Source organism: Bradyrhizobium sp. 25ACV (genome assembly GCF_054863005.1).
The window spans coordinates 202,537-226,097 of record NZ_JAVAYO010000008.1; the positions used below are offsets into that span (position 1 = coordinate 202,537).

At 65.4% G+C, this 23,561-nt stretch carries 22 protein-coding genes; 11 read left to right on the forward strand and 11 right to left on the reverse strand.

Annotated features, from left to right (window positions below; genetic code table 11):
* The first annotated feature begins 5 nt into the window (after positions 1–5).
* A complete protein-coding gene (locus RAD04_RS20410) occupies positions 6–1,277 on the forward strand; it encodes a flavin monoamine oxidase family protein (RefSeq protein ID WP_461625186.1) in 1,272 nt (423 codons plus the stop codon).
* A gap of 30 nt (positions 1,278–1,307) precedes the next feature.
* Here the strand turns inward: RAD04_RS20410 and RAD04_RS20415 are convergent, their stop codons facing one another.
* The 3 genes from RAD04_RS20415 to RAD04_RS20425 form a co-directional block, all read right to left on the reverse strand.
* Positions 1,308–1,631, reverse strand: coding sequence for a hypothetical protein (locus RAD04_RS20415; protein ID WP_461625187.1), 324 nt, complete (start codon positions 1,629–1,631; stop codon positions 1,308–1,310).
* A gap of 167 nt (positions 1,632–1,798) precedes the next feature.
* Positions 1,799–2,368 (reverse strand): cysteine hydrolase family protein, encoded by a 570-nt coding sequence (locus RAD04_RS20420; RefSeq protein WP_461625188.1) that lies wholly within the window; start codon positions 2,366–2,368, stop codon positions 1,799–1,801.
* A gap of 98 nt (positions 2,369–2,466) precedes the next feature.
* Positions 2,467–2,814, reverse strand: a complete 348-nt coding sequence (locus tag RAD04_RS20425; protein WP_461625189.1) for a DUF3088 domain-containing protein — start codon at positions 2,812–2,814, stop codon at positions 2,467–2,469.
* A 108-nt stretch (positions 2,815–2,922) separates the two neighbouring features.
* Between RAD04_RS20425 and RAD04_RS20430 the strand changes: the two genes are divergently transcribed.
* Positions 2,923–4,749 carry an AMP-dependent synthetase/ligase gene (locus RAD04_RS20430; RefSeq protein WP_461625190.1) on the forward strand — a complete coding sequence of 609 codons (1,827 nt, stop codon included), beginning with the start codon at positions 2,923–2,925 and terminating at the stop codon, positions 4,747–4,749.
* Positions 4,750–4,767: 18 nt separating this feature from the next.
* Complete coding sequence (locus RAD04_RS20435; RefSeq protein ID WP_461625191.1) at positions 4,768–6,402, forward strand: oleate hydratase; 1,635 nt, start codon at positions 4,768–4,770, stop codon at positions 6,400–6,402.
* Positions 6,403–6,437: 35 nt separating this feature from the next.
* Here the strand turns inward: RAD04_RS20435 and RAD04_RS20440 are convergent, their stop codons facing one another.
* From RAD04_RS20440 to RAD04_RS20460, 5 genes are all read right to left on the reverse strand, one after another.
* Positions 6,438–8,294 carry a sensor histidine kinase gene (locus RAD04_RS20440; RefSeq protein ID WP_461625192.1) on the reverse strand — a complete coding sequence of 619 codons (1,857 nt, stop codon included), beginning with the start codon at positions 8,292–8,294 and terminating at the stop codon, positions 6,438–6,440.
* A 142-nt stretch (positions 8,295–8,436) separates the two neighbouring features.
* Positions 8,437–9,033, reverse strand: coding sequence for a hypothetical protein (locus RAD04_RS20445; protein WP_461625193.1), 597 nt, complete (start codon positions 9,031–9,033; stop codon positions 8,437–8,439).
* Positions 9,034–9,229: 196 nt separating this feature from the next.
* Positions 9,230–10,543: a tetratricopeptide repeat protein gene (locus tag RAD04_RS20450; protein ID WP_461625194.1), complete on the reverse strand. Its 1,314-nt coding sequence runs from the start codon at positions 10,541–10,543 to the stop codon at positions 9,230–9,232.
* Between the two features lie 15 nt (positions 10,544–10,558).
* Positions 10,559–11,569 (reverse strand): aldo/keto reductase, encoded by a 1,011-nt coding sequence (locus RAD04_RS20455; RefSeq protein WP_461625195.1) that lies wholly within the window; start codon positions 11,567–11,569, stop codon positions 10,559–10,561.
* Between the two features lie 312 nt (positions 11,570–11,881).
* Positions 11,882–12,307 carry a PaaI family thioesterase gene (locus RAD04_RS20460; RefSeq protein WP_461625196.1) on the reverse strand — a complete coding sequence of 142 codons (426 nt, stop codon included), beginning with the start codon at positions 12,305–12,307 and terminating at the stop codon, positions 11,882–11,884.
* A gap of 71 nt (positions 12,308–12,378) precedes the next feature.
* Here RAD04_RS20460 and RAD04_RS20465 point away from each other — a divergent pair, with 71 nt between their 5' ends.
* Positions 12,379–13,005, forward strand: coding sequence for an NUDIX hydrolase (locus RAD04_RS20465; RefSeq protein WP_461625197.1), 627 nt, complete (start codon positions 12,379–12,381; stop codon positions 13,003–13,005).
* Between the two features lie 53 nt (positions 13,006–13,058).
* Positions 13,059–14,291 (forward strand): hypothetical protein, encoded by a 1,233-nt coding sequence (locus RAD04_RS20470; protein ID WP_461625198.1) that lies wholly within the window; start codon positions 13,059–13,061, stop codon positions 14,289–14,291.
* Positions 14,292–14,457: 166 nt separating this feature from the next.
* Here RAD04_RS20470 and RAD04_RS20475 read toward each other — a convergent pair whose 3' ends face one another.
* Positions 14,458–14,775: a hypothetical protein gene (locus RAD04_RS20475; protein ID WP_091956024.1), complete on the reverse strand. Its 318-nt coding sequence runs from the start codon at positions 14,773–14,775 to the stop codon at positions 14,458–14,460.
* A gap of 195 nt (positions 14,776–14,970) precedes the next feature.
* Here RAD04_RS20475 and RAD04_RS20480 point away from each other — a divergent pair, with 195 nt between their 5' ends.
* The 5 genes from RAD04_RS20480 to RAD04_RS20500 all read left to right on the forward strand — a co-directional run bounded on the left by RAD04_RS20480 (position 14,971) and on the right by RAD04_RS20500 (position 20,009).
* Positions 14,971–15,450 carry a hypothetical protein gene (locus tag RAD04_RS20480; RefSeq protein ID WP_461625199.1) on the forward strand — a complete coding sequence of 160 codons (480 nt, stop codon included), beginning with the start codon at positions 14,971–14,973 and terminating at the stop codon, positions 15,448–15,450.
* Positions 15,451–15,629: 179 nt separating this feature from the next.
* Positions 15,630–16,577, forward strand: coding sequence for a TAXI family TRAP transporter solute-binding subunit (locus RAD04_RS20485; RefSeq protein ID WP_104466073.1), 948 nt, complete (start codon positions 15,630–15,632; stop codon positions 16,575–16,577).
* A 112-nt stretch (positions 16,578–16,689) separates the two neighbouring features.
* The gene (locus RAD04_RS20490) at positions 16,690–18,798 is read left to right on the forward strand and encodes a TRAP transporter permease (protein WP_461625200.1); all 2,109 of its coding nucleotides are present in this window, start codon (positions 16,690–16,692) and stop codon (positions 18,796–18,798) included.
* Positions 18,759–19,190: a DUF1850 domain-containing protein gene (locus RAD04_RS20495; protein WP_461625201.1), complete on the forward strand. Its 432-nt coding sequence runs from the start codon at positions 18,759–18,761 to the stop codon at positions 19,188–19,190. The genes RAD04_RS20490 and RAD04_RS20495 overlap by 40 nt, the downstream gene beginning before the upstream one ends.
* Before the next feature lie 12 nt (positions 19,191–19,202).
* Positions 19,203–20,009, forward strand: a complete 807-nt coding sequence (locus RAD04_RS20500; protein WP_461625202.1) for an SDR family NAD(P)-dependent oxidoreductase — start codon at positions 19,203–19,205, stop codon at positions 20,007–20,009.
* A gap of 177 nt (positions 20,010–20,186) precedes the next feature.
* On the opposite strand, the gene RAD04_RS20505 is transcribed toward RAD04_RS20500, so the two are convergent.
* Together RAD04_RS20505 and RAD04_RS20510 are read right to left on the reverse strand one after the other, a co-directional pair.
* A complete protein-coding gene (locus RAD04_RS20505) occupies positions 20,187–20,957 on the reverse strand; it encodes a hypothetical protein (RefSeq protein ID WP_461625203.1) in 771 nt (256 codons plus the stop codon).
* A gap of 106 nt (positions 20,958–21,063) precedes the next feature.
* A complete protein-coding gene (locus RAD04_RS20510; RefSeq protein WP_461625204.1) occupies positions 21,064–22,641 on the reverse strand; it encodes a cation:proton antiporter in 1,578 nt (525 codons plus the stop codon).
* Between the two features lie 104 nt (positions 22,642–22,745).
* Between RAD04_RS20510 and RAD04_RS20515 the strand changes: the two genes are divergently transcribed.
* A complete protein-coding gene (locus RAD04_RS20515; RefSeq protein ID WP_461625205.1) occupies positions 22,746–23,510 on the forward strand; it encodes a tetratricopeptide repeat protein in 765 nt (254 codons plus the stop codon).
* Positions 23,511–23,561: the final 51 nt, after the last annotated feature.

A 23,561-nucleotide genomic window follows, 5' to 3' on the forward strand; every position in this document is an offset into this window, starting at 1 on the left:
CGGCCATGCCGGAGACAACAGAACATATCGTCATCGTCGGCGCCGGCGCGGCCGGCCTGATGGCGGCGCGCGAGCTGGCGCGGACCGGCCGCAAGGTGACGGTGCTGGAGGCGCGCGAGCGCTGCGGCGGCCGTATCCTTCCGCTGCCGGTCTCCGAGTTCGGATACCCCGCCGCGGGCGGTGCCGAATTCGTCCATGGCGAGGCGCCGGTCACGCGCGGGCTGCTGCGCGAGGCCGGGCTGTCCCTTCACGAGATCGCAGGCGAGCAGTGGAGCTTTGACGGAATGACGCTCACGCGCGAGGAGCGCGACGATCCGCATGAGACGGAGCTTCAGGCCGTGCTGAGGGACTTGGAAGACGATCTCTCCGTCGCCGAATTCCTGCGCCGGCATTTCGCCGGGGATGACTATGCGCCGATGCGCCAATCGATCGAGCGGATGGTGGAGGGCTATGACGCGGCCGACCCCGAGCGCGCCTCGACGCTGGCGCTGCGTGAGGAATGGATGGATGGCGGGCACGCTGCGCAGGCGCGCATCGATGGCGGCTATGGCGCGCTGATCGACTATCTGGCGGCCGACTGCCGCCAGTGCGGCGTGACCATCCATCTCGGCTGCGTGGTGTCGGCGATCGAGGAGGGCGGCGACACGGCGGCCGTTCGCTGCGCCGGCGGCGATGTCCACGCCTGCGATCGCGTGATCCTCACCGTGCCGCTGCCGCTGCTGCGCGAGATGGCTCTGCCGGCGAGCGCGCGCGGGAGGCTTGCTGCGGCGGGCGCCATCGGCTTCGGCAACGTCATCAAGATCCTGCTACGCTTCGCGCGGCCGTGGTGGCGCGAGCGGCACCAGGATCTCGCAGCCATGACCTTCCTGTTGTCCGACCGGACCATCCCGGTGTGGTGGACGCAATATCCGAGCGGGCAGGCCGTGCTCACCGGCTGGTTCGGCGGCCCGCGCACGGCGGAGCTGGACAACCTCAATCCGCAAGGACTGATCGATGCCGGGCTCGATTCGCTCGCTGCCATCTTCAAGCTGTCGCGCGAGGACATCGCGCGCGAGCTCGTGGCGGCGGCGGCGACCAATTGGGCGCATGATCCCTTCGCCCGCGGTGCCTATTCCTGGGCGACGCCGCGGACGCGCGCGGCACAAGCGATCCTCGCGCGTGCCGATGGCTTGGTGCTGTTCTCCGGCGAAGCGCTTTATCGCGGTCGTGACATGGGCACGGTGGAAGCAGCGCTGGCGAGCGGCCTGGAGACGGCAGAGATGATTTTGCGGGGGTAAGAAAAAGGCCCGCATCGCGGGCCTTTCCTTTTACCAGCGGCTGCCGCCGAAGCCGAACGTCACGGAGGGACCGCCGCCGCCGTAATACCCGTACGGCCCGCCGCCGTAATAGCCGTGATGCCGCGGGTAGTAGCCGTAGTTCCTGTGGTGCGGACGATAGTAGCCGTGATGGTGGTGATGATGACGCCAGTGATGATGGTGGCGATGGCCGTGGTGCCGGTGCTGCGCGCTGATGTCGGTCGATTGGGCTGCCGGCGCGTTCTGCTTCGCGCCTGAATTATTGGCCGCGTTCGCCGCCGATCCGCCGGCGAGCGCCGCAGCACCGACCGCCATCGCGACAATGAGATACTTCATGGTGTCATCACTCCAGTTGAATGTCGTGTGACAACAGATGGGCGCTCGCCGCGTTCCGGCCAGTGCGGGCGTCGAAACGACGCAGTATCGCGACGTCCGATTCGCGTGCGTGACTGCGTCTCGTGAGATTTATTGTCGCATCATCGGCATTGATCGCATTGCTGCCATCACTTGGCCGCGAACGCGGCGATCACGTCGTCGCTGGTGACGATGCGCGCGAACTCGCCGTTGAGGTTCGACAGCGTCATCGCATGGATTTCTTCGGCGGAATGCCTGTCGCCGTCGGGCCCGACGCGGTCGAAAGTCCATGTCGCATCGCGCACGAGGTGCGCGTCGAAACCGAGATTGCCGGCCATCCGCGTCGTCGTCTCCACGCAATGATTGGTGGTGGCGCCGCAGATCACGAGCGTACCGATGCCGGCCGCGCGCAGGCGCTGTTCCAGGTTGGTGCCGATGAAGGCGCTGTTGACGCGCTTGAGGATGACCGTCTCGCCCGGCTGCTCGCGCGCCTCGTCCTTGACGGCGTAGCCGGAACGCGATGGCAGAAACGATGAATTCGGCTTCGTGCCTTCATGGCGGATATGAAAGATCGGCGCGCCGCGTGCTCTGAAAGCCCGCAAGAGATCGGCAATGCGCGCCACCGCATCCGGATTGTTGCGCCGCTGTCCCGCCGCCTCCCATTCGTCGAACGCGCGCTGGACGTCGACGACGATGAGAGCGGGGAGGGGGTGAGGCATGATCGGACCTTTCGGGCGGGTGTGGTGGCGAATATGCGAGGCGTCAGGGACGGGGCGCAATGCCGATCTTCCCTCGTTTCGGGCTACGGGCCCCCCTTCTACGGATGCGGAACGGGAAAGCCGTGGCGTTCGGAGAGCGCGGCGAGGATCGCGTCCTTGTCGGCGATGAAGGCGCGGCCGTGATGACTGCCGGTCTGATGCGGCGAGGTCACTCCGTCAGTCAGAACGAGCAGCGGCAGCGACTGGTTCTCTTCGCCGAGAAGTGCGATCACCGGCTGCCGCGGGCGTGGCCACGCGATGCGCTCGACATCCAGCTTTTCGGCCAGCTGCGGAAATGAAGCCAACACGCCCTCGATCAGCGCGCAATGCCAGCAATAGAACAGGCGCCCCGGAAAGGCCGGATCCTCGAAACCGGGGCGCAGCAGAAACAGGCGGTCGCGCGTCATGGTCGCTCCTTGCATGGCCGCCTTGCTGAGGATCAAAGCGGCAAGGGCTGGCCGGCCTAGTGTCGAGGCACCAAATGGTTGGGAATCGATGAGATGCGAGAGGACGCCATGTCGGGGCCAACGAGTCAACCGGACGGACTTGCCGGGATCGGGACGCTGCCGCAACTGCTGCGCTGGCGCGTCGAGGCGACGCCGGCGGCGGAGGCCTATCGTCATTTCGATGCGACCGCGCAGCGCTGGGTCAGCCGGTCCTGGCACGAGATCGATGCGGGATTCGAGCTGTGGCGGCGCGCGCTCGCCGCGGAGGAGTTCGCGCCGGGCGAACGCGTCGCCATCCTGATGCCGAACGGCATTGCGCATATCGCCATGGACCAGGCGGCGCTGTCGCGCGGCCTCGTGCCGGTGCCGATGCATGCCGTCGACAACCCCGACAGCATCGCCTATGTCCTCGTCGATTCCGGCGCGCTGCTCTTGTTCGTCGATACGCTGGAGCGCTGGCAGGCGATCGTGGCGACCGGCCAGCCGCTCGACCATCTCAAGCGCGTCGTCTGCGCGGATGCAGGCGGGCTCATCACGCCGGACGCGCGCATCGTCGGGCTCGACCACTGGCTCGCACAAGCACCCGGCGCGACCGCGCCGCTGCCCGATGTCGCGATCCAGCCGGACGATCTCGCCGCCATCGTCTACACCTCGGGCACGACCGGGCGGCCAAAGGGCGTGATGCTGTCGCATGGCAACATCGTCGCCAATGTGAAGGCGATCGCGCATCGCATCCCCGCCGAACCGCACGACGTCTTCCTGTCCTTCCTGCCGCTTTCGCACACCTTCGAGCGCACCGGCGGCTATTACTATCCGATCGCGGCCGGCGCCTGCGTCGCCTATGCCCGCTCGGTGCCGCAACTCTCGGAGGACCTGAAGCGTGTGCGGCCGACGGTGCTGGTCTCGGTGCCGCGGATCTACGAGCGCATTTACGCGCTGATCATGCAGCATCGCGCATCAGCAAGTTACATCGAGCGCTTGCTGCTCGACCTCACCATCGCCGTCGGCGGGCGGCGTTTCGAAGCACGGCAGCGGCATGGCATGCCGTCGCTGCTGGACCGGCTGGCCTGGCCGCTGCTCAAACGGCTCGTCGCTGACAAGGTGCTGGCGCGGCTCGGCGGCCGCCTGCGCGTCGCGATCTCCGGCGGCGCGCCGATCGCAGAGCCCGTCATTCGCCTGTTTCTTGCGCTCGGGCTGGACGTCCTCCAGGGCTACGGCATGACGGAGACCTCGCCGGTGGTCTCCGTCAACACCATCAAGGACAATGATCCGCACACGGTCGGCCACGTCCTCGACGGCGTCGAGGTGAGGTTAGGCGAGAACGACGAATTGCTGGTGCGCGGCCCCAGCGTGATGCTCGGCTATTGGCACAAGCCGGAGGAGACACGCCGCGTCAAGGACGCTGACGGCTGGCTGCACACCGGCGACCAGGCCCGCATCGAGGACGGGCGCATCACCATCACCGGCCGCATCAAGGACATTCTGGTCACGTCCACCGGCGAGAAGATCGCGCCGGTCGATCTGGAGACCGCAATCCTCGCCGATCCCTTGTTCGAGCAGGCGCTGGTGGTCGGCGAGCAGCGGCCGTTCCTCACCGCGCTGGTCGTGCTGAATGCAAAAACCTGGGTGCAGGAGAAAGAAAGACTGGCGGCGAGCGGCAAGCAAGGCGGCGCGGTGGAACGGGCCGCTCTGCTGGCCAGGATCGCGGCGGCCGTGAAGGCCTATCCGTCCTACGCGACGCCGCGCGCGGTGTGGTGGACGCTGGATCCCTGGACCATCGCGAGCGGCCTGCTCACGCCGACGCTGAAGAACAAGCGGCCCGCGCTCGAACGCCGCTTCGCGGAGGAGATCGAGCACGTCTATGCGAAGAAGCCCGCGGCGATAACGCCGACGTGATTTCGCCGCTCCCCGCGCTTGATCCAGCGCAACTTCGGCCGCTGCCTCGGATGCAATGTCGCCCGCGAATTCGAACGGCAATCGAGGCAAGTCATGAAGGCGTATTTCATCGGCGGTGGCATTGGATCGCTCGCGGGCGCGACGTTCCTGATCCGCGACGCGCAGCAGGCCGGGCGTGACATCGTGATCTACGAGGCGCAGCCGCTGGTCGGCGGCAGCCTCGACGGCACGCTGCTCGCGAACGGCGCCTATTCGCTGCGCGGCGGGCGAATGCTGACCACCGATCACTACGAATGCACCTGGGATCTGCTCTCCAGCATCCCTTCGCTCGAGCATCCCGGCCGCAGCGTGCGCGACGAGACCATCGCGTTCAACCTGGAGAACCCGGCGCACTCGCAGGCGCGGCTGGTGGACCGCAATCGCTTCAAGGTCGACGTCTCGCATATGGGTTTCTCCGCGCGCGATCGGCTCGAGCTGCTGCGGCTCACCGAGGCCTCGGAGGAGACGCTCGGCAATAGCCGCATCACCGACTGGCTCTCGCCGAGATTCTTCGAGTCCAATTTCTGGTACATGTGGCAGACCACCTTCGCGTTCCAACCCTGGCACAGCGCGGTCGAGCTGAAGCGCTATCTGCACCGCTTCATGAACGAGTTTCCGCGCATCGAGACGCTCGCCGGCGTCAAGCGCACCGTCTACAATCAGTATGACGCGATCGTGCGGCCACTCGCAGACTGGCTGAAGCGGCAGGGCGTGCAATTCGTGCGTGGCACGCGCGTCAAGGACATGGCGATCGAGAGCGAGGACGGACGCTTGCGGGTGCGCCAGCTTATGCTCGACCGCGACGGCCGCACTGCCAACGTCCGGCTCGAGGACGGCGATCTCGTATTCTTCCAGAACGGCTCGATGACGGACGCCTCGAGCCTCGGCACGATGACAGAGCCGCCGCCGCATCTGACCAAGAAAGACAGCCAGGGCTGGGCGCTGTGGGAGACGATCGCGAAGGAGCGTCCCGAATTCGGCAATCCCGCCGCGTTCAACAGCTCGATCCCCGAATCCTATTGGCTGTCCTTTACCGTCACCTGCCGCGATCCGCTCTTCTTCGACCGGATGGAGGCGTTCTCCGGCAACCGTGCGGGCACCGGCGGCCTCGTCACGTTCAAGGATTCCAACTGGCTGATGTCGGTCGTGCTCTATCACCAGCCGCATTTCGCCGGACAGCCGAAGAATGTGCAGGTGTTCTGGGGCTATGCGCTGCATCCCGACCGCGTCGGCAATTTCGTCGCGAAGCCGATGTCCGATTGCGGCGGCGCGGAGATACTGCAAGAGCTGTGTGGCCATTTGAATTTCGATGTGGGCGTGTTCGAGGACGCGATCTGCGTGCCCTGCCGCATGCCCTACATCACCAGCATGTTCATGCCGCGCAATCTTACCGACCGACCGCTGCCGGTGCCGAAGAACTCGGTCAACCTCGCTTTCGTCAGCCAGTTCGTCGAAATCCCCGACGACGTCGTGTTCACCGTCGAATATTCGGTGCGCGCGGCGCAGATGGCGGTTTATCAGCTGATGCAGATCGATCGCCCGGTGCCGCCGGTGACGCGGCACGACAAGTCGCTCGCGGTCATCTTCGCAACGCTGGAAAAGGCGTTCGCGTGACGGCTGGCCAGCGTCGCTGGTGCCTGCGATAGGACCTATCGCGGCGCTGCCAGCGGCAGGCTGACGTGAAAGACGGCGCCCCCTGACGGCGCGTTCTCTGCCCAGATGCGCCCGCCATGCGTCTCGACGATGGTATGGGCGATCGAGAGGCCGATGCCCATGCCTTGCGTCTTGGTCGTGAAGAACGGCTCGAAGATCTCCGTCATCTTCTCCGCCAGGATCCCGTCGCCGGCATCGGCGACCGAGACGAGGGCAACATTACCGTCGGCAAGACTGGTTCGGCCGATGACGCGGCGCCGCTTGTCCGGGAGATGCGCCACGGCATCGATGCCGTTCACGACGAGATTCAGGATGGCCTGCTGGAGCTGAACCTTGTCGCCCTTAACGCGGATATCTGCGGGCGAGCGTTCGGTCACGAGTTCGACGTCGTGCGTCAAGGCCTGCACGGAGAGAAATCGAAACACCTCGCCAACCATCGCATTGAGATCGAGCTCGCGCCGTTCGGTCGGGTCTCGCTTCAGAAACGAGCGCAGCCGGCTGATGACGTCGGCTGCCCGCTGATCGTCCCGGCGAATGTGGTCCAATAAGTCCCCGATCTCGCCGAGGTCGGGCGCCGGGTTCCGCAAGATCTGCTGGGCCGTCTCGGCATTGATCAGGATGGCGGCGAGCGGCTGGTTCAGCTCGTGGGCGAGCGAGGCGGACATCTCACCCGCGGTGGCGCGGCGATTCATGTGGGCGAGCTCCGACATGCGTTGCCGCGCCTCGACCTCGGCTACGAAGCGCAAGCGGCGCTCGCGCAGCAGAATGGCGATCATCAGCGCCTGCACCAGAACGACGCTGGCGACGATGGTGACGTGCCAGTGATACTTCTCCCAGAAGGTCGGTTCGCGGAAACGCACCTCGCTACCGGGAGGCAGATGGGCCTCGTCCACGTTCCAGCGTTTGAGCTCCCGCCAGTCGAAGATCGGCTTCACGTTATTCCCGCCGAAGGGGACGATGCTCGACGGGGCCTCGCCGCCGAGAATCCGCATGGCAACCTCGCCGGCTTCCCGTCCGATCATTTCGGGCAGCAGCAGGAAGCCGCCCACGCCCGAGCGCCCGAGGAACGTATCGGACGTGATGATGATCGGTCGGTTGGCGCTCTCGGCGATGCGTGCGAGCGCGGCGGCCGGGGCATAATAGGTGCCTTCGCCGTCGGAATACATCGCCGAGGTCAAGATCGCGGAGCGGGTGGGCAGGGAGGCGACGTGAGCGCGGACCTCGCGCAGAACCGCGCCCGACAGATCGGTGACTTCGAGGTCGGGCATTGCGGCCGCGAAATCCTGCTTCCACTGTCCGTAGGTCAGCGGATTCTTCCAGGCCTCGCCGACCAGAACGACACGGTTGAGGTCGGGAACGACAGCGCGGGCTGCGGTCAGCAGCTGCGCCGGTCTCACCCGTGCGAAGACGGTCGTCGTGTTGGGCAGGAACAGCGCGCGCGTCTCGGGCAGATCGGGCACGAAGCCGTAGACGACCGGCGCATCTGGCCAGATCTCCTGCTTGCGCTTCCGAAGGAATTTCGCCGATGAAACTCCGATCGAAACGATGACGTCGATCGGCTGCTTCGCATATTTGGTCTTGAAGTGACCGACCAGGCTCTCTTCGTAGTCCGGTCCCGGGAAGCGGGCGAGATCGAGGCTCTCGCCGTAGGTCACCGTGTGGCTCGTCCCGTTCGGCTTCGCGACGGCGCGGATGCCGGCAAATATCTCGGAATAGAAGGGCGAGCGAAAATCAGCCTCTTCCAGAACCAGGATCGAACGCTGCCGCTTGCCGTCGGCCGCGATGCATTCACGCGACAGGCTTGCGAGTAGGCAGATGATCAGGATGCGCATGAGCCCGGTGATCATACGCATTGCCGGGCTCTCGGCCCCGCCTCCAGTTGCAATCGGGCTTCCTCGGTGAGGACGCGCGCGAGAGCATACAAGCCGGACCTGGAGTTTCAAACGGAAGGATGCGCTTTCACTTCGCTGACACAGCAAGCGAGACGAAGTGCCGCTACTTGAACGGGTCCTGGATCGAGGGCAGCGATTGCCGGATGCGGCGCACGCTCACCGGCGTACCGTCGGAGACGAACAGCAGTTCATATCGCCGGCCCTCACTGTCGGTGGCGGAGCAAGTGACGTCGGTCACCTTCCTGGCGGCGAAATTGCCGGTCTGGCGGCAGAGGCCGGTGGAGGTCTGCTCGGCCGGCACCGGCAGGCCGTCGACCCTGGGCCGGTCCTTGGAGTTGAGCAGCATGCGGTCGATCGGCAACTCGTAGGAATTGTCGTCGGCGCGCTTGCCGTTCTCGCCGGAGAACGACACGACGTGGCTGTCGTCGGAGGGATCGTCGACCGCGACCGCGAAATTGACCCGGCCCTTGTCGCCATGGGCGTAGGCCACCGTCTTGCAGGCGAAGGTGCGCCCGGCGACCTTGAAGGTCTTACAGTGGCCGGACATCAGCGCCAGCAGGTCGATGAAGGCATTCTGCGGCGCCGGCGGATTATTGACCGGGATCGGCCTGGAAGTCTCGGCAAAACAAGGACTTGCCAACGCGGAAAGGGTCGCGGCGAAGACTAGCGTGGCGGCCAGAAGCGGTCGGCAGAGGCGCATCGGAAGGCTCACATGCCAGGGAACCATGGGTAGGTTCCGCACCATAACCACCGAACCGCAAATTGGTTGCGATCCCGTTTGTCCTGCAAGTCCCGTCTGGAATACCACCGTGCCACCCCGACGGCGATTCATCCACATCGCCCAAACCGTCACGCTGGCACTTGCCGTCAGGCCGATGTTTTTTTCGTGGCGGAACTCAGGCCGTCGCCGCCTGCCAGCGCGTATCGCGAAGCGAGGGCCGGCGGTGCAGGCGGGCGTCCAGCACGGCGCGGGCGCGGGCGAGCTCGCCGCCGCGCATGAGTGCGACGATGTAGGTGTCCTCGACCAGTTCGCGCTGAGCGTGGCTGCCGCCGATCCGCACGACCTCGCCGAGAACCGGCGCCAGCGTTTGCGCGCATGACGCGTAATCCTCATCGGCAAAGGCCGCCAGTGCGCGGAAGATCGCCGGCACCACGGGGCCGGCCGGCAGCTTGCCCTCGGCGAGGCGCTGCTCGATGGTCATAAGGCGCGTGGTGAGCGCCGCTTGGTTTTGCGTCGCCGCCGCGAACAGCGCCATGTGGATGTCGGCGAAGGAGAGGCTCGACTTCGGAAACAGTTTTTGCGCGCTGGCGTCGGCTTCCAGCCACAGCGTCCTCGGCACGGAATGGCCGTAAGCCGACACGCGCCACAGCAGCGAGGCGGCGTCGGTGATGACGTTGAGCGGCGGCGCTTGCGTGACTGACGGCTGGAGCACGTCGGCATAGATCGACAGTGCGCGTGCCGCATCGCCATGCTCGAGCGCGCCGAGCGCCTGGTGCCAGCTTATATGGCCGTGCAGGATTCCGGCGCGGTCGTAAGTCGGAATCCAGTCGTCGACGAGGCGGTCGGCCGCCTCGATCGAGCCGTCCTCGAACATCGCATGCAGCACCGCGTGTGCGGCGTGGGCATTCTCACGGCGCAAATTGAAGCCGCGCTCGGTCATGGCGCGGCCGCGCGCGACGTCGCCATTCTCGGTCATCGCCCAGCCGGCCATGGTGAGGAACCACCAGTCCTCGCCATAATACTGCGCGAGCCGCTCGCACAGCTCATGCCGCGCGCGGTCGTGGTCGGCCATGCCGGAGAAGGCGAACAGGCCGAACGCACCGAGCGGCAGCGACAGCACCAATGCATCGCGCGGCCAGCTCTCGATATGCCTCAGTGTCGACGCGATGGCCTCGGCCAGCCGGCCCTCGATCGCAAGCGCCAGCGTCTCGACATGCGAGCGCTCGCGCTCGGTGCCGCGCTTGGCGACCAGCTCGCGCGCGAGCGCCGCCTTGCTTCGGGCGAGATCGCCCTGCTGGTAGAAGGCGTGCACGCGCGCGCGGGCGATATGGGGAAGCGCGAAGTCCGGATCAGTCGCGATCGCGCGCTCCAGCATCTCCGCCATGCCGGTCCAGCCCGCAAGCATGAGGTCGACGCCCTCGCGATAAGCGCCAGCGGCCGCATCGGATGTGGTGGAGAGCGGCAGGCCGTAGCGGTCTTGATGCGCCATCGTCGTCTCCGAGGTTCAAGCCGTCCGCGCGCGGCGCCCTTCGATTGGGTAGGCGGGATCGTTGTAGCCCGGCGTCGAGGGATGGCCCGGCACGACCAGCCGGTCGATCAATGCCTCATCATCCCCAGTGAAGCGATAGTCGAGCGCGCTGATGTAGCCGTCCCATTGCTCCTCGGTGCGGGGCCCCGCGACGATCGAGGAGACGAAGGCGGAGTTGAGCACCCAGGCGACCGCGAACTGGCCGGCGGTGATGCCCTTTTTCTCGGCGTGAGTCTTGATCTCCTGCGCGAGCTGAAGCGATTCCGGCCGCCATTCGGTCTGCATCATGCGGGTGTCGTTGCGGCCGGCGCGCGTCTCCTTGTCGGGGGCTGCATCGGGCTTGTACTTGCCGGTGAGCACGCCGCGCGCCAGCGGGCTGTAGGGCACGATGCCGAGGCCGTAATAGGAGCAGGCCGGAAAATGCTCGACCTCGGGCATGCGGTTCATGGCGTTGTAATAGGGCTGGCTCACCGCGGGCCGGTCGATGCCCAGGCGGTCGCAGATGTTGCAGATCTCGGCGACGCGCCAGGCGCGATAGTTCGAGACGCCGAAATATCGCACCTTGCCCGCGCGGATCAAATCGCCCATCGCGCGCACCGTCTCCTCCAGCGGCGTCGAATGGTCTTCCTTGTGCAGATAGTAGATGTCGATGTGGTCGGTGCCGAGCCGCGTCAGGCTTTCGTCGGCGGCCTGCAGCACCCAGCGCCGTGACAGCCCGCCGCGATTGGGATCGTCGCCCATGGGATTGGCGAGTTTCGTGGCGAGCACCCAGGCGTTACGGTTGTTGGCAATCGCGCGGCCGACCACCTCTTCCGAGGCGCCCTTCGAATAGGCGTCCGCAGTGTCGATGAAGTTGATGCCGGCATCACGCGCCTTGTCGATGATCCGCTTTGACGTGGCTTCATCGGTCGGCCCGCCGAACATCATGGTGCCCAGACAGATCGGCGACACTTTCAGGCCGCTGCGGCCGAGCTGACGGTATTGCATGGGCGGGTCCTCGATATCTTTATGGAGCGCAGCATAGCCAGCTCCCGCCGTCATTGCGAGCGCAGCGAAGCAATCCAGAACTGCATCCGCGGAAGGATTCTGGATTGCTTCGTCGCAAGAGCTCCTCGCAATGACGTGTGGCGGAAACTGCCCGCCATACTCACAACCGTCACCGCCCGACTTGATCGGGCGATCCAGTATTCCAGAGACGGCTATGGTTGAGCCGGGAGCTGCGGCGTACTGGGTCGCCCGGTCAAGCCGGGCGACGACAGCGGAGCGTGTGGTTGCGGCAGTGGCAACCTGACCGAACAGCTACCCCGTCCCCTTCAGAATCTTGAACACGCCGTTGGCCATCACGATGCAGCGGCCATCCACGGTCACCTCCGTGCTCATGAAGATCAGGCTGCGGGTCGAGCGCACCACGCGCGGACGGGAGATCAGGATGTCGCCGATCTGGCCGGCCTCGACGAAATGGGTGTCGAGCTGCACCGTCGCCATGAACTCCTTGCCGGAGACGTAGCGGGCGGTCATGCCGCAGGTGCGGTCGGCAAAGGTCATCATCACGCCGCCCTGGACCATGCCGCGACGATTATGGTGCTTGTCCTCGGTCGCGAGCGCGAATTCGTAATGACCGTCGACCTTGCGCTCCCACAGGGGACCGATCAGGTGCATGAAGCCCGTGGTCTCCAGGATGGTCCAGCCGTCTGATTTGAGCCTTGCGGCGGCCTTGCTCGTCATCGCTCCGTTCATCCCTGCAACGCGTCTCTCTCCTCGTTTCATCAGATGCGGTCCTGGTGTAGTCAAGCATCATGAGACCTTTCGGCGATGCCACCAGACGGAATATCGCGGAAGCGTGCGCGTCCTTCGCGCGGCTGCCTGACGAGGCCGCGCCGTCGGCGCTGAAGCGTGCCGCGGTGGTGCTGGCGCTGACCGAATCCAGTGACGGCGACGACACGGCCTTCCTGCTCACCAAGCGTGCATCGAGCTTGCGATCGCATCGCGGCCAATGGGCGCTGCCGGGCGGACGCTGCGATGCCGGCGAGACGCCGGTCGAAGCGGCGCTGCGAGAGCTCGACGAGGAGCTCGCGCTAAAACTTTCGGCCGACGCGGTGCTCGGTCTGCTCGACGATTATCCGACCCGTTCCGGGTATCTGATCACGCCGGTGGTGGTGTGGGCGGCCGATAGTGCCGCGATCAAGCCGAATCCGGACGAGGTCGCCTCCGTCCATCGCATCGCGCTCGACACGATCGAGCGCGACGAAGCCTTCGATTTCACCGCGATTCGCGAAAGCACCCGCCGCGTCATCCGCTTCCATCACGCGATGAGCCTGATCCACGCGCCGACAGCGGCGCTGATCTACCAGTTCCGCGAGGTGCTGGCGGGGCGGCACACCCGCGTCACTGACCTGGAACAGCCGGTGTTCGCCTGGAAGTGATGGTAAACGGCGCGTTAACGTGACGGTTACCGGATGCCTGCTAAGAGGGCAGCATGCATCATTCGATTCGAAACAGTCTCTCTCGAAAAAGCCTCGCGCTGGTTCCACTTGCGCTCGTCCTGCTCGCGCCCGCCGCGCGTGGTAGCGATGCCGACGCGCTGCCGCTCGCCGTTCGCGATGCCAACGCCCAGCTGCTGTCGCAGTTTTTTGCGCAAGGCGGGGGAGCCTCGCCGGCCGTGCTCGAATATCGCCGCAAGCTTGCGGAATATCAGGCGGCGCGCGCGGCCTTCGACGCCGAGGCCGGCGCCTATTGGAGCCAGATCTCGGAGAAGCGGAAAGGCCGCAACGCCAAGCGGCGCAGCGGGCAGCAGGTGACGCTGGATGACTACGTGCTGGAGCATCCACCGCTCTATAACGGGCCGAAGAAGCCGGTGAATCCCGACCCGGAGGAAACGCCGGACCGTCCTCCCAAGAAGCCGATCCCGGTGGTCGCCGATTTCCTGCGCGCGGCGCAGGAGCTCTATCAATTCACGCCGCAGCGCCCGGCGAGCGAGATCGAGTTCAAGCGCGCCTATGCGCGCTATGCGCTCGCCTCCGGGCTGACGCGCGAGCAGGCCGTGCGGGTCTATTCATTCGAGACCGGCGGCACCGGCAGCCACGACGTGCAGGCGGGAATCGAGCACGGCGGCAAGCGCGCGATCTCGACCGCGATGGGCTACAACCAGCTGCTGACCACCAACAGCGTCGAGCTGCTGGCCGAGCAGGGGCATGAACTCATTCGCGCGCTCTCCGAGAAGGTGGCGCGGACATCAGGACCGGCGCGCCAGTCGCTCGAGCACAAGCTCGTCGTGCTGAAGAAAATGGTGGCGCATGCGAAGTCGGTGCCCGACACCTGGTCGGAGCACGAGAAGATCGGCAACACCGCGCAGGGATGGGCCATGCATGCGATGGTGCTCGACATCGATGTCGGTCCGATGCTGCAGACCCACAAGCTCCTGACCTCGGTGCTGTTCGCCCGCGCCAAGGGCTACAGCCGTCCGCTGACCGCAGCCGAGCTCGAGATGATGAACCTCACCGGCGACGGCACCGGGCTCGACATGGTGACGATGCCGCAGGCGATGCGCGAGCAGGTGCCGACCTCGAACTTCTTCCAGCGCGGCGGCTACGAGCGCAACCCGGTCGCGATTCGCCATAACACGGTGGCCAAGCTGCTGGCGGTGACGGACGATCGGATGGATTCGAACAGCAGCAAACCCGGCGCGCGGGAATTGGCGGGGGCGTTTTAGCTCTTAGCCCTGCTACATCCTCCGCTGTCAATGCCCCGGCTTGACCGGGGCATCCAGTACACTGCGGCCTCTCGATTCAATCATAACGGCCTCTGGAATACTGGATCACCCGCTTTCGCGGGTGATGACACCGAGTGTGTGGCGGCTCTGTCGCCCGTCGCCGCTTCTACTGATCCGGGCCGAACTTGAACTTGCCGTCGCCTTCCAGGTAGGGGCCGCTGCGCATGTAGAGCTGGCCGTTGTGGCCGATGAAGAACAGCGTGCCCTTCGGCACCTTCTTGGCGCCTTTCAGGAGCTCGCCGGCGTTGCTGGTGCCCATCTTGTAGGAAAAGGTCTTGCCCTCCCTGTCATAGGCGTAGCCGGTGTCGGGCTTGAGCTCCCACGGCGTTGCCGGGGCTTGCGCGAAAGCGGGCGCGGCGAACGCGCCGAGCACCGTTACGAGTGCAGCCGATACAAGTGCAAATGTCTTGGTTGAAAATGCCATCATCCATCCTCCCCCGTCGCTGGGGTACCCGGCTTGAACAAATCACGAACGGCATATCAGGGTCAATTTGCGAAAGCGCCGCAGCGCATCACGTCTTGCCCAGCAGTTTGTGATTTTCCCTTCGTCCCCTCGCGACTATGTTCCGCTTTCCGTCTAGAACGCAACTCGACAAAATTATGGGTGGGGATGATTCGGATGCGCCATGTGATTAAACTTTGCTGGGCTGCTGCATTGTCGTTGACGGTGCTGGCGCCGGCCGCTCGGGCCGATGATTACCAGCTCAGCCACAACCAGCGGATTTCGTGCAGCCGCGGCCTTGCCCCGGGCAAGCTGAACACGGCGACCTGCAAGTCCTACACCTATCTGTTCAACACCAAGACCTCGGAATATTTCCGCTGCCAGGTCTCGCTGGCGCTGACCCGCGACAACAAGGAAGTCATCAACGTCCAGACCGATGGCGGCTGCACCAAGAAGCCGCGCATCTTCGAGACCGACGGCAAGTATGATTTCGACGCGACCGAGACCGAGCCGCCGAACACCAATTCGTTCTTCGGCCCCGGCGGCTATTCGGTGTGGGCCGCCGATGTCGGCGCGCAGAAGGTGCGCGGCTGCATCATCATCTCCTCCGGCCTCGGTTCCGACATCTCCAAGTGCCTGGACATGACGTTCCAGTGAAACGTCGATGGCGATGGCGCCGCTCCGGACTACGGCTGCGCCACCTCGCCGCACCCCACAGGTTCCCAAAAATCCAGCCGGATCGGCCGTTTACCGCAGTCCTGTTTTGTCTTTTGGATGGGTTGACCCGCATCCCTCATCCGGCCAATTTCGCCGCCGGTTTGGGGAGAACAACAACCATGAAACGGACCATTTTCGGCGCGGCCGCGGCTCTTGCTCTGGCGGCGTCGGCACCTTGCGCGCAGGCGCAATCCTTCATCAACGTGCTGACCGGCGGCACCTCCGGCGTCTATTATCCACTCGGGGTCGCGATCGGGAAGATCTATGGCGACAAGATTCCGAACGTGAAGACGCAGGTGCAGGCCACCAAGGCGTCGGTCGAGAATTTGATCCTGCTGCAGCAGGGCCGCGGCGAGCTGGCGTTCACGCTGGGCGATTCGCTCAAAGCCGCCTGGGACGGCGAGGAGGAGGCGGGCTTCAAGACCAAGCTCGACAAGCTCAGGACCATCGGCGCGATCTATCCGAACTACATCCAGATCGTCGCGACCACTGAATCCGGCATCAAGACGCTGGCCGACCTCAAGGGCAAGAGCCTCTCTGTCGGTGCGCCGAAGTCCGGCACCGAGCTGAATTCGCGTGCGATCCTGGCCGCCGCCGGCATGAGCTACAAGGATCTCGGCAAGGTCGAATATCTGCCGTTCGCCGAATCCGTCGACCTCATGAAGAACCGCCAGCTTGCAGCGACGCTGCAATCGGCTGGCCTCGGCGTCGCCTCGCTGAAGGACCTTTCGACCTCGAGCCCGATCACGGTGGTGTCGGTGCCGAAGGAGACCGTCGACAAGATCGGCCCGCCCTTCGTCTCCGCGATCATTCCGGCCAACACCTATACCGGCCAGGACAAGGACGTGCCGACGGCGGCCGTGATCAACTATCTCGTCACGAGCTCCGCGGTGTCGGACGATCTCGCTTATCAGATGACCAAGCTGATCTACGAATCGCTGCCGGAATTGCAGAACGCGCACGCGGCCGGCAAGGAGATCAAGCTCGAGACCGCCGCCACGGGCAGCCCGGTTCCGCTGCACCCCGGCGCGATCCGCTATTACAAGGAAAAAGGGCTGATCAAGTAATACAGGTGTCATGGCCGGGCTTGACCCGGCCATCCATCCTCCGAGAGTCATCTTTTGATGGATGCCCGGGTCAAGCCCGGGCATGACGATTTTAGGGCGCGGGGACTTATCGATGTTGCAGGCAGAGGGCGCGCAAGAGCCCATCAAGGTCGAGTTCGACAATTTCGAGCACGGTTTCCCGGAAGGTTTCGGCCCTCGCGGGTGGGGACAGCTCGCCTACTGGATCGGCATCGCCTTCGCCACCTTCCAGCTCTATGTCGCCGCCTTCAACTATCTGCCGAGCCAGGTGGTGCGCGGCGTCCATGTCGGCTTCCTCGTCCTGCTCACCTTCGGTCTGATCGCCAACTTCACCGCGAAGAGCAATGCCGGCCGCGCGCTCGGCTGGGTGATCGGCGGCGCCGGCTTCCTGTGCGGGCTCTACCAGTGGATCTTCTATGCCGATTTGATCGCGCGCGACGGCGACCCGACTCGGCTTGATCTCGTGGTCGGCACGGTGCTGGCGGTGCTGATCTTCGAGGGCACGCGGCGCCTGATGGGCGCGGCGCTGCCGCTGATGTGCGGCGCGTGCCTCGTCTACTGGTTCTTCGGCCAGTACCTGCCGTCGCCGCTCAATCATCGCGGCTACGATTTCGACCAGATCATCACGCATCTGTCGTTCGGCACCGAGGGCTTCTACGGGGTGCCGATCTACGTGTCGGCGACCTACATCTTCCTGTTCATCCTGTTCGGCTCGTTCCTGGAGCGCGCCGGCATGATCCAGCTGTTCACCGACGTTTCGCTCGGCCTGTTCGGCCGCACCCGCGGGGGACCTGCGAAAGTCGCGGTGTTCGCCTCGGGCATGATGGGCACGATCTCCGGCTCGGGCGTCGCCAATGTCGTGACCGTCGGCCAGTTCACGATTCCCTTGATGATCCGGTTCGGCTATCGCCGCGCGTTCGCCGCCGGCGTCGAGGCCACGGCCTCGATGGGCGGGCAGATCATGCCGCCGGTGATGGGCGCGGTCGCCTTCATCATGGCCGAGACGCTCGGCGTGCAATATTCGGAGATCGTCAAGGCGGCGGCCATTCCCGCCATCCTCTATTTCGCGTCCGCGTTCTGGATGGTGCATCTGGAAGCCGGCAAGCACGGCCTCGTCGGCATGAAGCGCTCGGAAATCCCGAGCGCCTGGAGGGCGCTGGTGACGCGCTGGTACCTCGTGCTGCCGCTCGCGGCCCTCGTCTACATGCTGTTCGAGGGCTTTACGCCGCTCTATGCCGGCAGCATGGGCCTCGCGCTGACGGTGGCGCTGATCCTCGGCACCGCCATCACCACGGGCGCCTCCTCGAATGTGATCCGCACCATCTTCTGGATCGGCCTTGCGCTCGTCGTCGCCGCGCTCTCGCGTGACGGCCTCAAGATCGTACCGGTCGCCTGCGTTGTCGTGGGGTTGATCGTGATCACCGCCTTCGTGCGCGGCGGCTTTGCGGCGCTGCGTGCCTGCCGCGACGCGCTGGCCGAGAGCGCCAAATCCGCCATCACCGTCGGCATGGCCTGCGCCATCGTCGGCGTCATCATCGGCATGATGTCGCAGACCGGCGTCGGCACCATCTTCGGCGGCTGGGTGATCGGGCTCGGCGAGAAGAGCCTGTTCCTGGCGCTGATCATGACTATGCTGCTGTCGATCCTGCTCGGCACCGGCATCCCGACCATCCCGACCTACATCATCACCGCCGCGCTCGCCGCGCCGGCGCTGGCCAAATTAGGGGTGCCCTTGATCGCGAGCCACATGTTCGCGTTCTACTACGGCATCATGGCCGACCTCTCGCCACCGGTGGCGCTCGCCGCGCTCGCGGCGGCGCCGATCGCCAAGGAGAACCCGGACAAGATCGGCTGGGAGGCGATGCGCATCGCGCTCGCCGGCTATGTCATTCCCTTCATCTTCGTCTATTCGCCGGCATTGATGCTGCAAGCCGGCGACCCCATGGCGGCCAAGCTCGGCTTCTACGGCGCGGTGGCGCTGGCGACCGTCAAGGCATTGGCAGCGATCGGCCTGTTCGGCATTGTGGCGATCGGTTTCCTGTTCACCCGGCTGACGCTGATCGAGCGCCTCGTCGCGCTCGGCGCCGCGTTCTGCCTGCTCGGCGATTTCCCGTTCAGCGACACCGCGGGCTTTCTGCTGACGGCGGCGATCGTGCTGTGGCAATGGCGGCAGCGCCCACCCGCGCCGGTCGAGGCGGTGTGAGCCTCTGCTTCGCAACGGCCTTCGGCGTGAAGACGCTGGCGCTGTCCGCGTTCACGCTGGTCTGGACGCATTCGATCGCGAAAGTCGACTGGCAGGAGGATTGGCGCGTCACCCCCGCCGGTCTCGAACTGGTGCAGGCCCGCGTCAAGGGCACCGGCCCCGGCATGGAGCCCCCGCCCGAGGCGCGGCTGGTCGACGGCTGGTTTCAGTGGCAGCCCAAGCGGGCGCCGATGCAGGAGGTCGTGCTCGGCAATTCGGGCGCGGCCGGCGAGTGGCGGCTGTGCCATGATGGCAAGTGCCGGACGCTGTCGGAGATTGTCGGGCATCCCATTGGTGCTAACGTGACCAAGATGAAGATTTGCGAGAGTCCGCTACAAGAAGAACAACAATAAAGGAGACACACGATGGATCGGCTCAAGGGCAAGGTTGCGATGGTGGTGGGGGCCGGCTCGATCGGTCCGGGCTGGGGCAACGGCAAGGCCACCGCGGTGACCTTCGCGCGCGAGGGCGCGCAGGTGTTCTGCGTCGACCGCAACGGTGCTGCCGCGGAGGAGACCGCGAAGATCATCGCAGGTGAAGGCGGCAAGGCGATCGCGTTCACGGCCGACGTGTCCCGGTCTGCCGAGATCGAGGCGATGGTGGCGGCGTGCCTGAAGGCTTATGGCCGCATCGACGTGCTCGACAACAATGTCGGCATCGCCGAGATGGGCAGCGTGGTCGAGGTCACCGAGGAGAGCTGGGACCGTGTCTTCAGCGTCAATCTCAAAAGCGCCTATTTCGCCATGAAGCACGTCATTCCAGTGATGGTGAAGCAGGGCGGCGGCTCGATCATCAACATCTCCTCGATCGCCTCGATCCGCCACATGGGCATCTCCTACGTCACCTATGGCACCTCGAAGGCGGCGATGAACCAGATGACGCGCACCACCGCGATCGAGTTCGCGCGCCACCATGTCCGCGTCAACGCGATCCTGCCCGGCCTGATGAAGACGCCGATGGTCGAACACTCTGCCGGCCTTGCCGCCAGCTACGCCAAGGGCGATGTCGAAGCGATGTGGCGCGCGCGCGATGCGCAGGTGCCGATGGGCCACATGGGCGATGCCTTCGATGTTGCGAATGCCGCGTTGTTTCTGGCGTCGGACGAGTCGAAATATGTAACGGGGATCGAGCTCGTGGTCGACGGCGGCATCACGTGCAAGGCGGGGGCGTGATTTTATTCCGGCTAGCCCCGTCATCCTGAGGTGCGAGTGGCGCGATGCAAAAGCATCGCGCCGGGAGCCTCGAAGGATGAGCGGCCCCGCTGCAGCCGGGCCGTCGCCCTTCGAGGGCCGCTGAAGAAGCGGCCACCTCAGGGTGACAGGGTTACATGGATGTTGCGGCTAAAGAGCCTACTGCGCCAGCGCCAGAATTCCGCCGGCGAACGAATGCCACGCCGCGGTCTCGCTGATCGGCCAGTTCAGGACCTTCACCGCCAGCAGCGCGAGCGTGCCATAGATGTAGACCGGATGCACGCGGCCTTCGGTGCGCCAGTCGCGCACCATGGCGACGACGAGCAGGAGCGATGCGACGACGGCCGGCGCGATCGTCACCGGCACCGGCGGCGGGCCGGGCGGTCCCGGAGGCGCCAGGAAGGTCAGGAACCAGCGCGCGATCGCGGCATCGAGGATCGAGACCGCGGCGAGCAGCATCAGGCGCTTGTGAATCTCGGGTCTGCGCGTGTTCATGATTGCGAGCACGAACACGATTGCGAAGAACGCAATTCCGCTCATCGGCACGATCGAGAAGCCGATGCCGGCCTCTTTCTGTCCGAGCGCGGCGAAATGCTGCATCACATGCACGGAGGCGAGGAAGCCGAAGATCGTCATCGCGGTGGCGAGCGACACGCCGGCGATGCCGAGCGAACGGTGATTGACCACGCGCCCGGAGGCCGCGAGCCAGGTCTGAAGCACGAAATAGACAGACCAGGTGAAGAACAGCAGTCCGTGAAAGTGAATCACTGGGCTCGCGGACAGCGTCCGGTTGGCGAGCGGAACCCAATAGGTCGGTGCGAAGCCGAGAAATGCAGTGGCCGCGCAGGCCAGGGCCATATGCAGATAAAAATATCGCGCAGGCGACGCATCTCGCGCGCGCACACGACGGTCGTCGGTCAGGGTCGTCATCAGGAATGAGTCTGGGGAGGTGAGGTTTGGTTCAAACCCCGCTGTCGTCCCGGATCTGCGCTTCGCTTGTCCGGGACGACCGCGGAGTTTGTAGCTGCGGCGAGCCTCATCCCCCCGCGCTCAATTCTGCGCGATCGAGCTCCTCTTCGAGCCGGTGGAAGGCATCGTCGCCGATCACCTCGGTGGCGCGGAGCTCGAAGATCGATTTGCGCGCGGCCGCGATGGCGCGGCGGCGCAGGGGATCGGCGGGCAGTTCGCCACTGGTGATGCCACCATGGGGATCGCTCCCGGCCTGCATCAGGATGGCGCGATATTCGAGCCGCAGGATCTCCGCCTCCTCCGACGGATCGCTCTCGATCGCATCGAGCGCGGCGCGATAGGCGACGGCGCGCGCGCGCGCGACCTCGGTGCCGACGGGATCGTCGTCCCTAAGGCCGAACGCCAGGATCAGCGGCCGCAGCGTCAGGCCCTGGATCACCAGCGATCCCAGCACCACTGCAAAGGCGATGAAGACGATGAAGTCGCGATAGGGAAAGGTTTCCGGCAGCGCAAAAGCTGTGGCGAGCGTGACGAGGCCGCGCATGCCGCACCAGGAGATGATGAGGCCGCCCTTGGTCGAGGCGACGGCCCTGGGATCATTCGGATGATAGATCCCCTGCGCGACCAGCACCCGCAAGGTCGTGCGATAGAACGTCACCCAGGCGAGGCGCACCAGGATCACCGTCAGCAGGATCCAGCCAGCGGCCACGCAATATTCCCAGCGCACGTCCGCATCCAGCCGCGTCCAGATCGGCCGCATCTGCATGCCGATCAGCATGAAGGCGAGCACGTTGAGCACGAACACCATCGTTTCCCACACCGCATAAGACGGCACCCGCAGCCGTGCCGGCATGCGCGCCCCCGCCGTGCGCGCCATGGTGATGGCGTAGACGACGATGGTGAGGATGCCGGAGAGGCCGAGATGCTCCGCGGCGATCCAGACCATGAAGGTGGTGGCGAACTGCACGATGATCGCGCTGGGTGCTTCCTTGACCCGTTCCAGGAGCAGCGGAATGATGTAGCCCGCGAGCAGGCCGGCGACGACGCTGCCGACCAGGGCCAGCGCCATGGTCGGCGCGACCTGGCTCCATGTCAGATGCTCGGTGGCGACGGCACCGACCGCGATGCGATAGATCAGAAGCGCGCTCGCGTCGTTGAGCAGGCTTTCGCCCTCCAGGACTTTCACCATGCGGTGGGGCAGCTTGACCTGGCTCAGGATCGCGACCGCAGCGGCCGCGTCGGGCGGGGCTACGATGGCACCGAGCGCGACCGCGGCGGCCCACGGCATATCGGGCATCAGCCGGTGCGCGACGAAGGCGACGCCGGCCGTGGTCAGGCCGACCGCGGCGACGACCAGGGTCGAGACCGGAACCCAATTGTTGCGCAGATCGCGCAGCGAGGTGTCGAAGGCGGCATCGAGCAGCACCGGTGCGACAAAAAGCGCCAATGCCAGGTCCGGCTCCAGCGCCCAGGACGGACTGGACGGCACGAAGGCGATCAGCGCGCCGCCGATGGCCAGAAAGGTCGGGTAGGGGACCTTGATCCGCCGCGCCAGCGCCGATAAGGCAACGGCGCCGAGCAGAAGCGCGATGATCCATTCGAATGTCGACACGATGATCCCCGAAGCCGGTTTGAGCGGCGCCACAAGCTAGCACCAATCCGGCCGTATGATGGATAGTACGGCCCCGAGGCAAGACGTAAGGCAAGGCTCGAGGCAAGACCGAAAGCAGACGTCCGACAGCAACGAGCATGCGTTTTCGAAAACTCACTCAATCGTCAGGTGCCGTATTGTTTTGCGCGCTGTCGCTGAATGCCGCCCGGGCTGCGACCGGCGGCGAGCCGGCTGCGGTGATACAGGTCGATGTCGCCGAATGCCTCGCGGCGACCGCGGCGGACGATGTAGACATGGCTGCCACGGCCTGTGCCGCCGTGATCGACAACGAGAAGACGGCGAAGGGGGATCTGATCAAGGCGCTGATCGCGCGCGCGGCGCTCTATGCGCGGCACGACCAGGTCGACCGCGCCATCGCCGACGACAGCCGCGCCCTTTTGCTCGACCCAGGGCTCGCCGACATCTGGAATGCGCGCGGCGAGCTCTGGCTGAAGAAGGGCGACAAGCCCAAGGCGGTGCAGGATTTCGGCGCGGCGCTCAAGATCGACCCGAACCACGAGAAGGCCAAGGCCAATCACAAAGCAATGGCGCGCGAGCTCGAGCGGATCGGCGCGCAGATGGCGGTCGCCGGCAAGCCCAGCTTCAATTGCAGGCGTGCGGCCCGGGCGGTGGAGAAGGCGATCTGCGGCAACCGCGAGCTCGCCGATCTCGACCGCGAGATCTTTGCCTCCAATGCCCGGGTGATCCGGGAGGCGCGCAATGCAGGCGAGGCCAAGGCGTTCCAGCGCGAGCAGGAGGAGTTTATCGCCCGCAGGAATGCCGGGTACGGCCGGGTGGGGTATGATCTGAAGAAGGCGATGCAGGAGCGGCTGCAGCGCCTGAATGGCGTGGACGGGTATTGACGATTCTTCGCCTCTCCCCGCGTGCGGGGCGAGTGAGTGATGCGCCTGCAC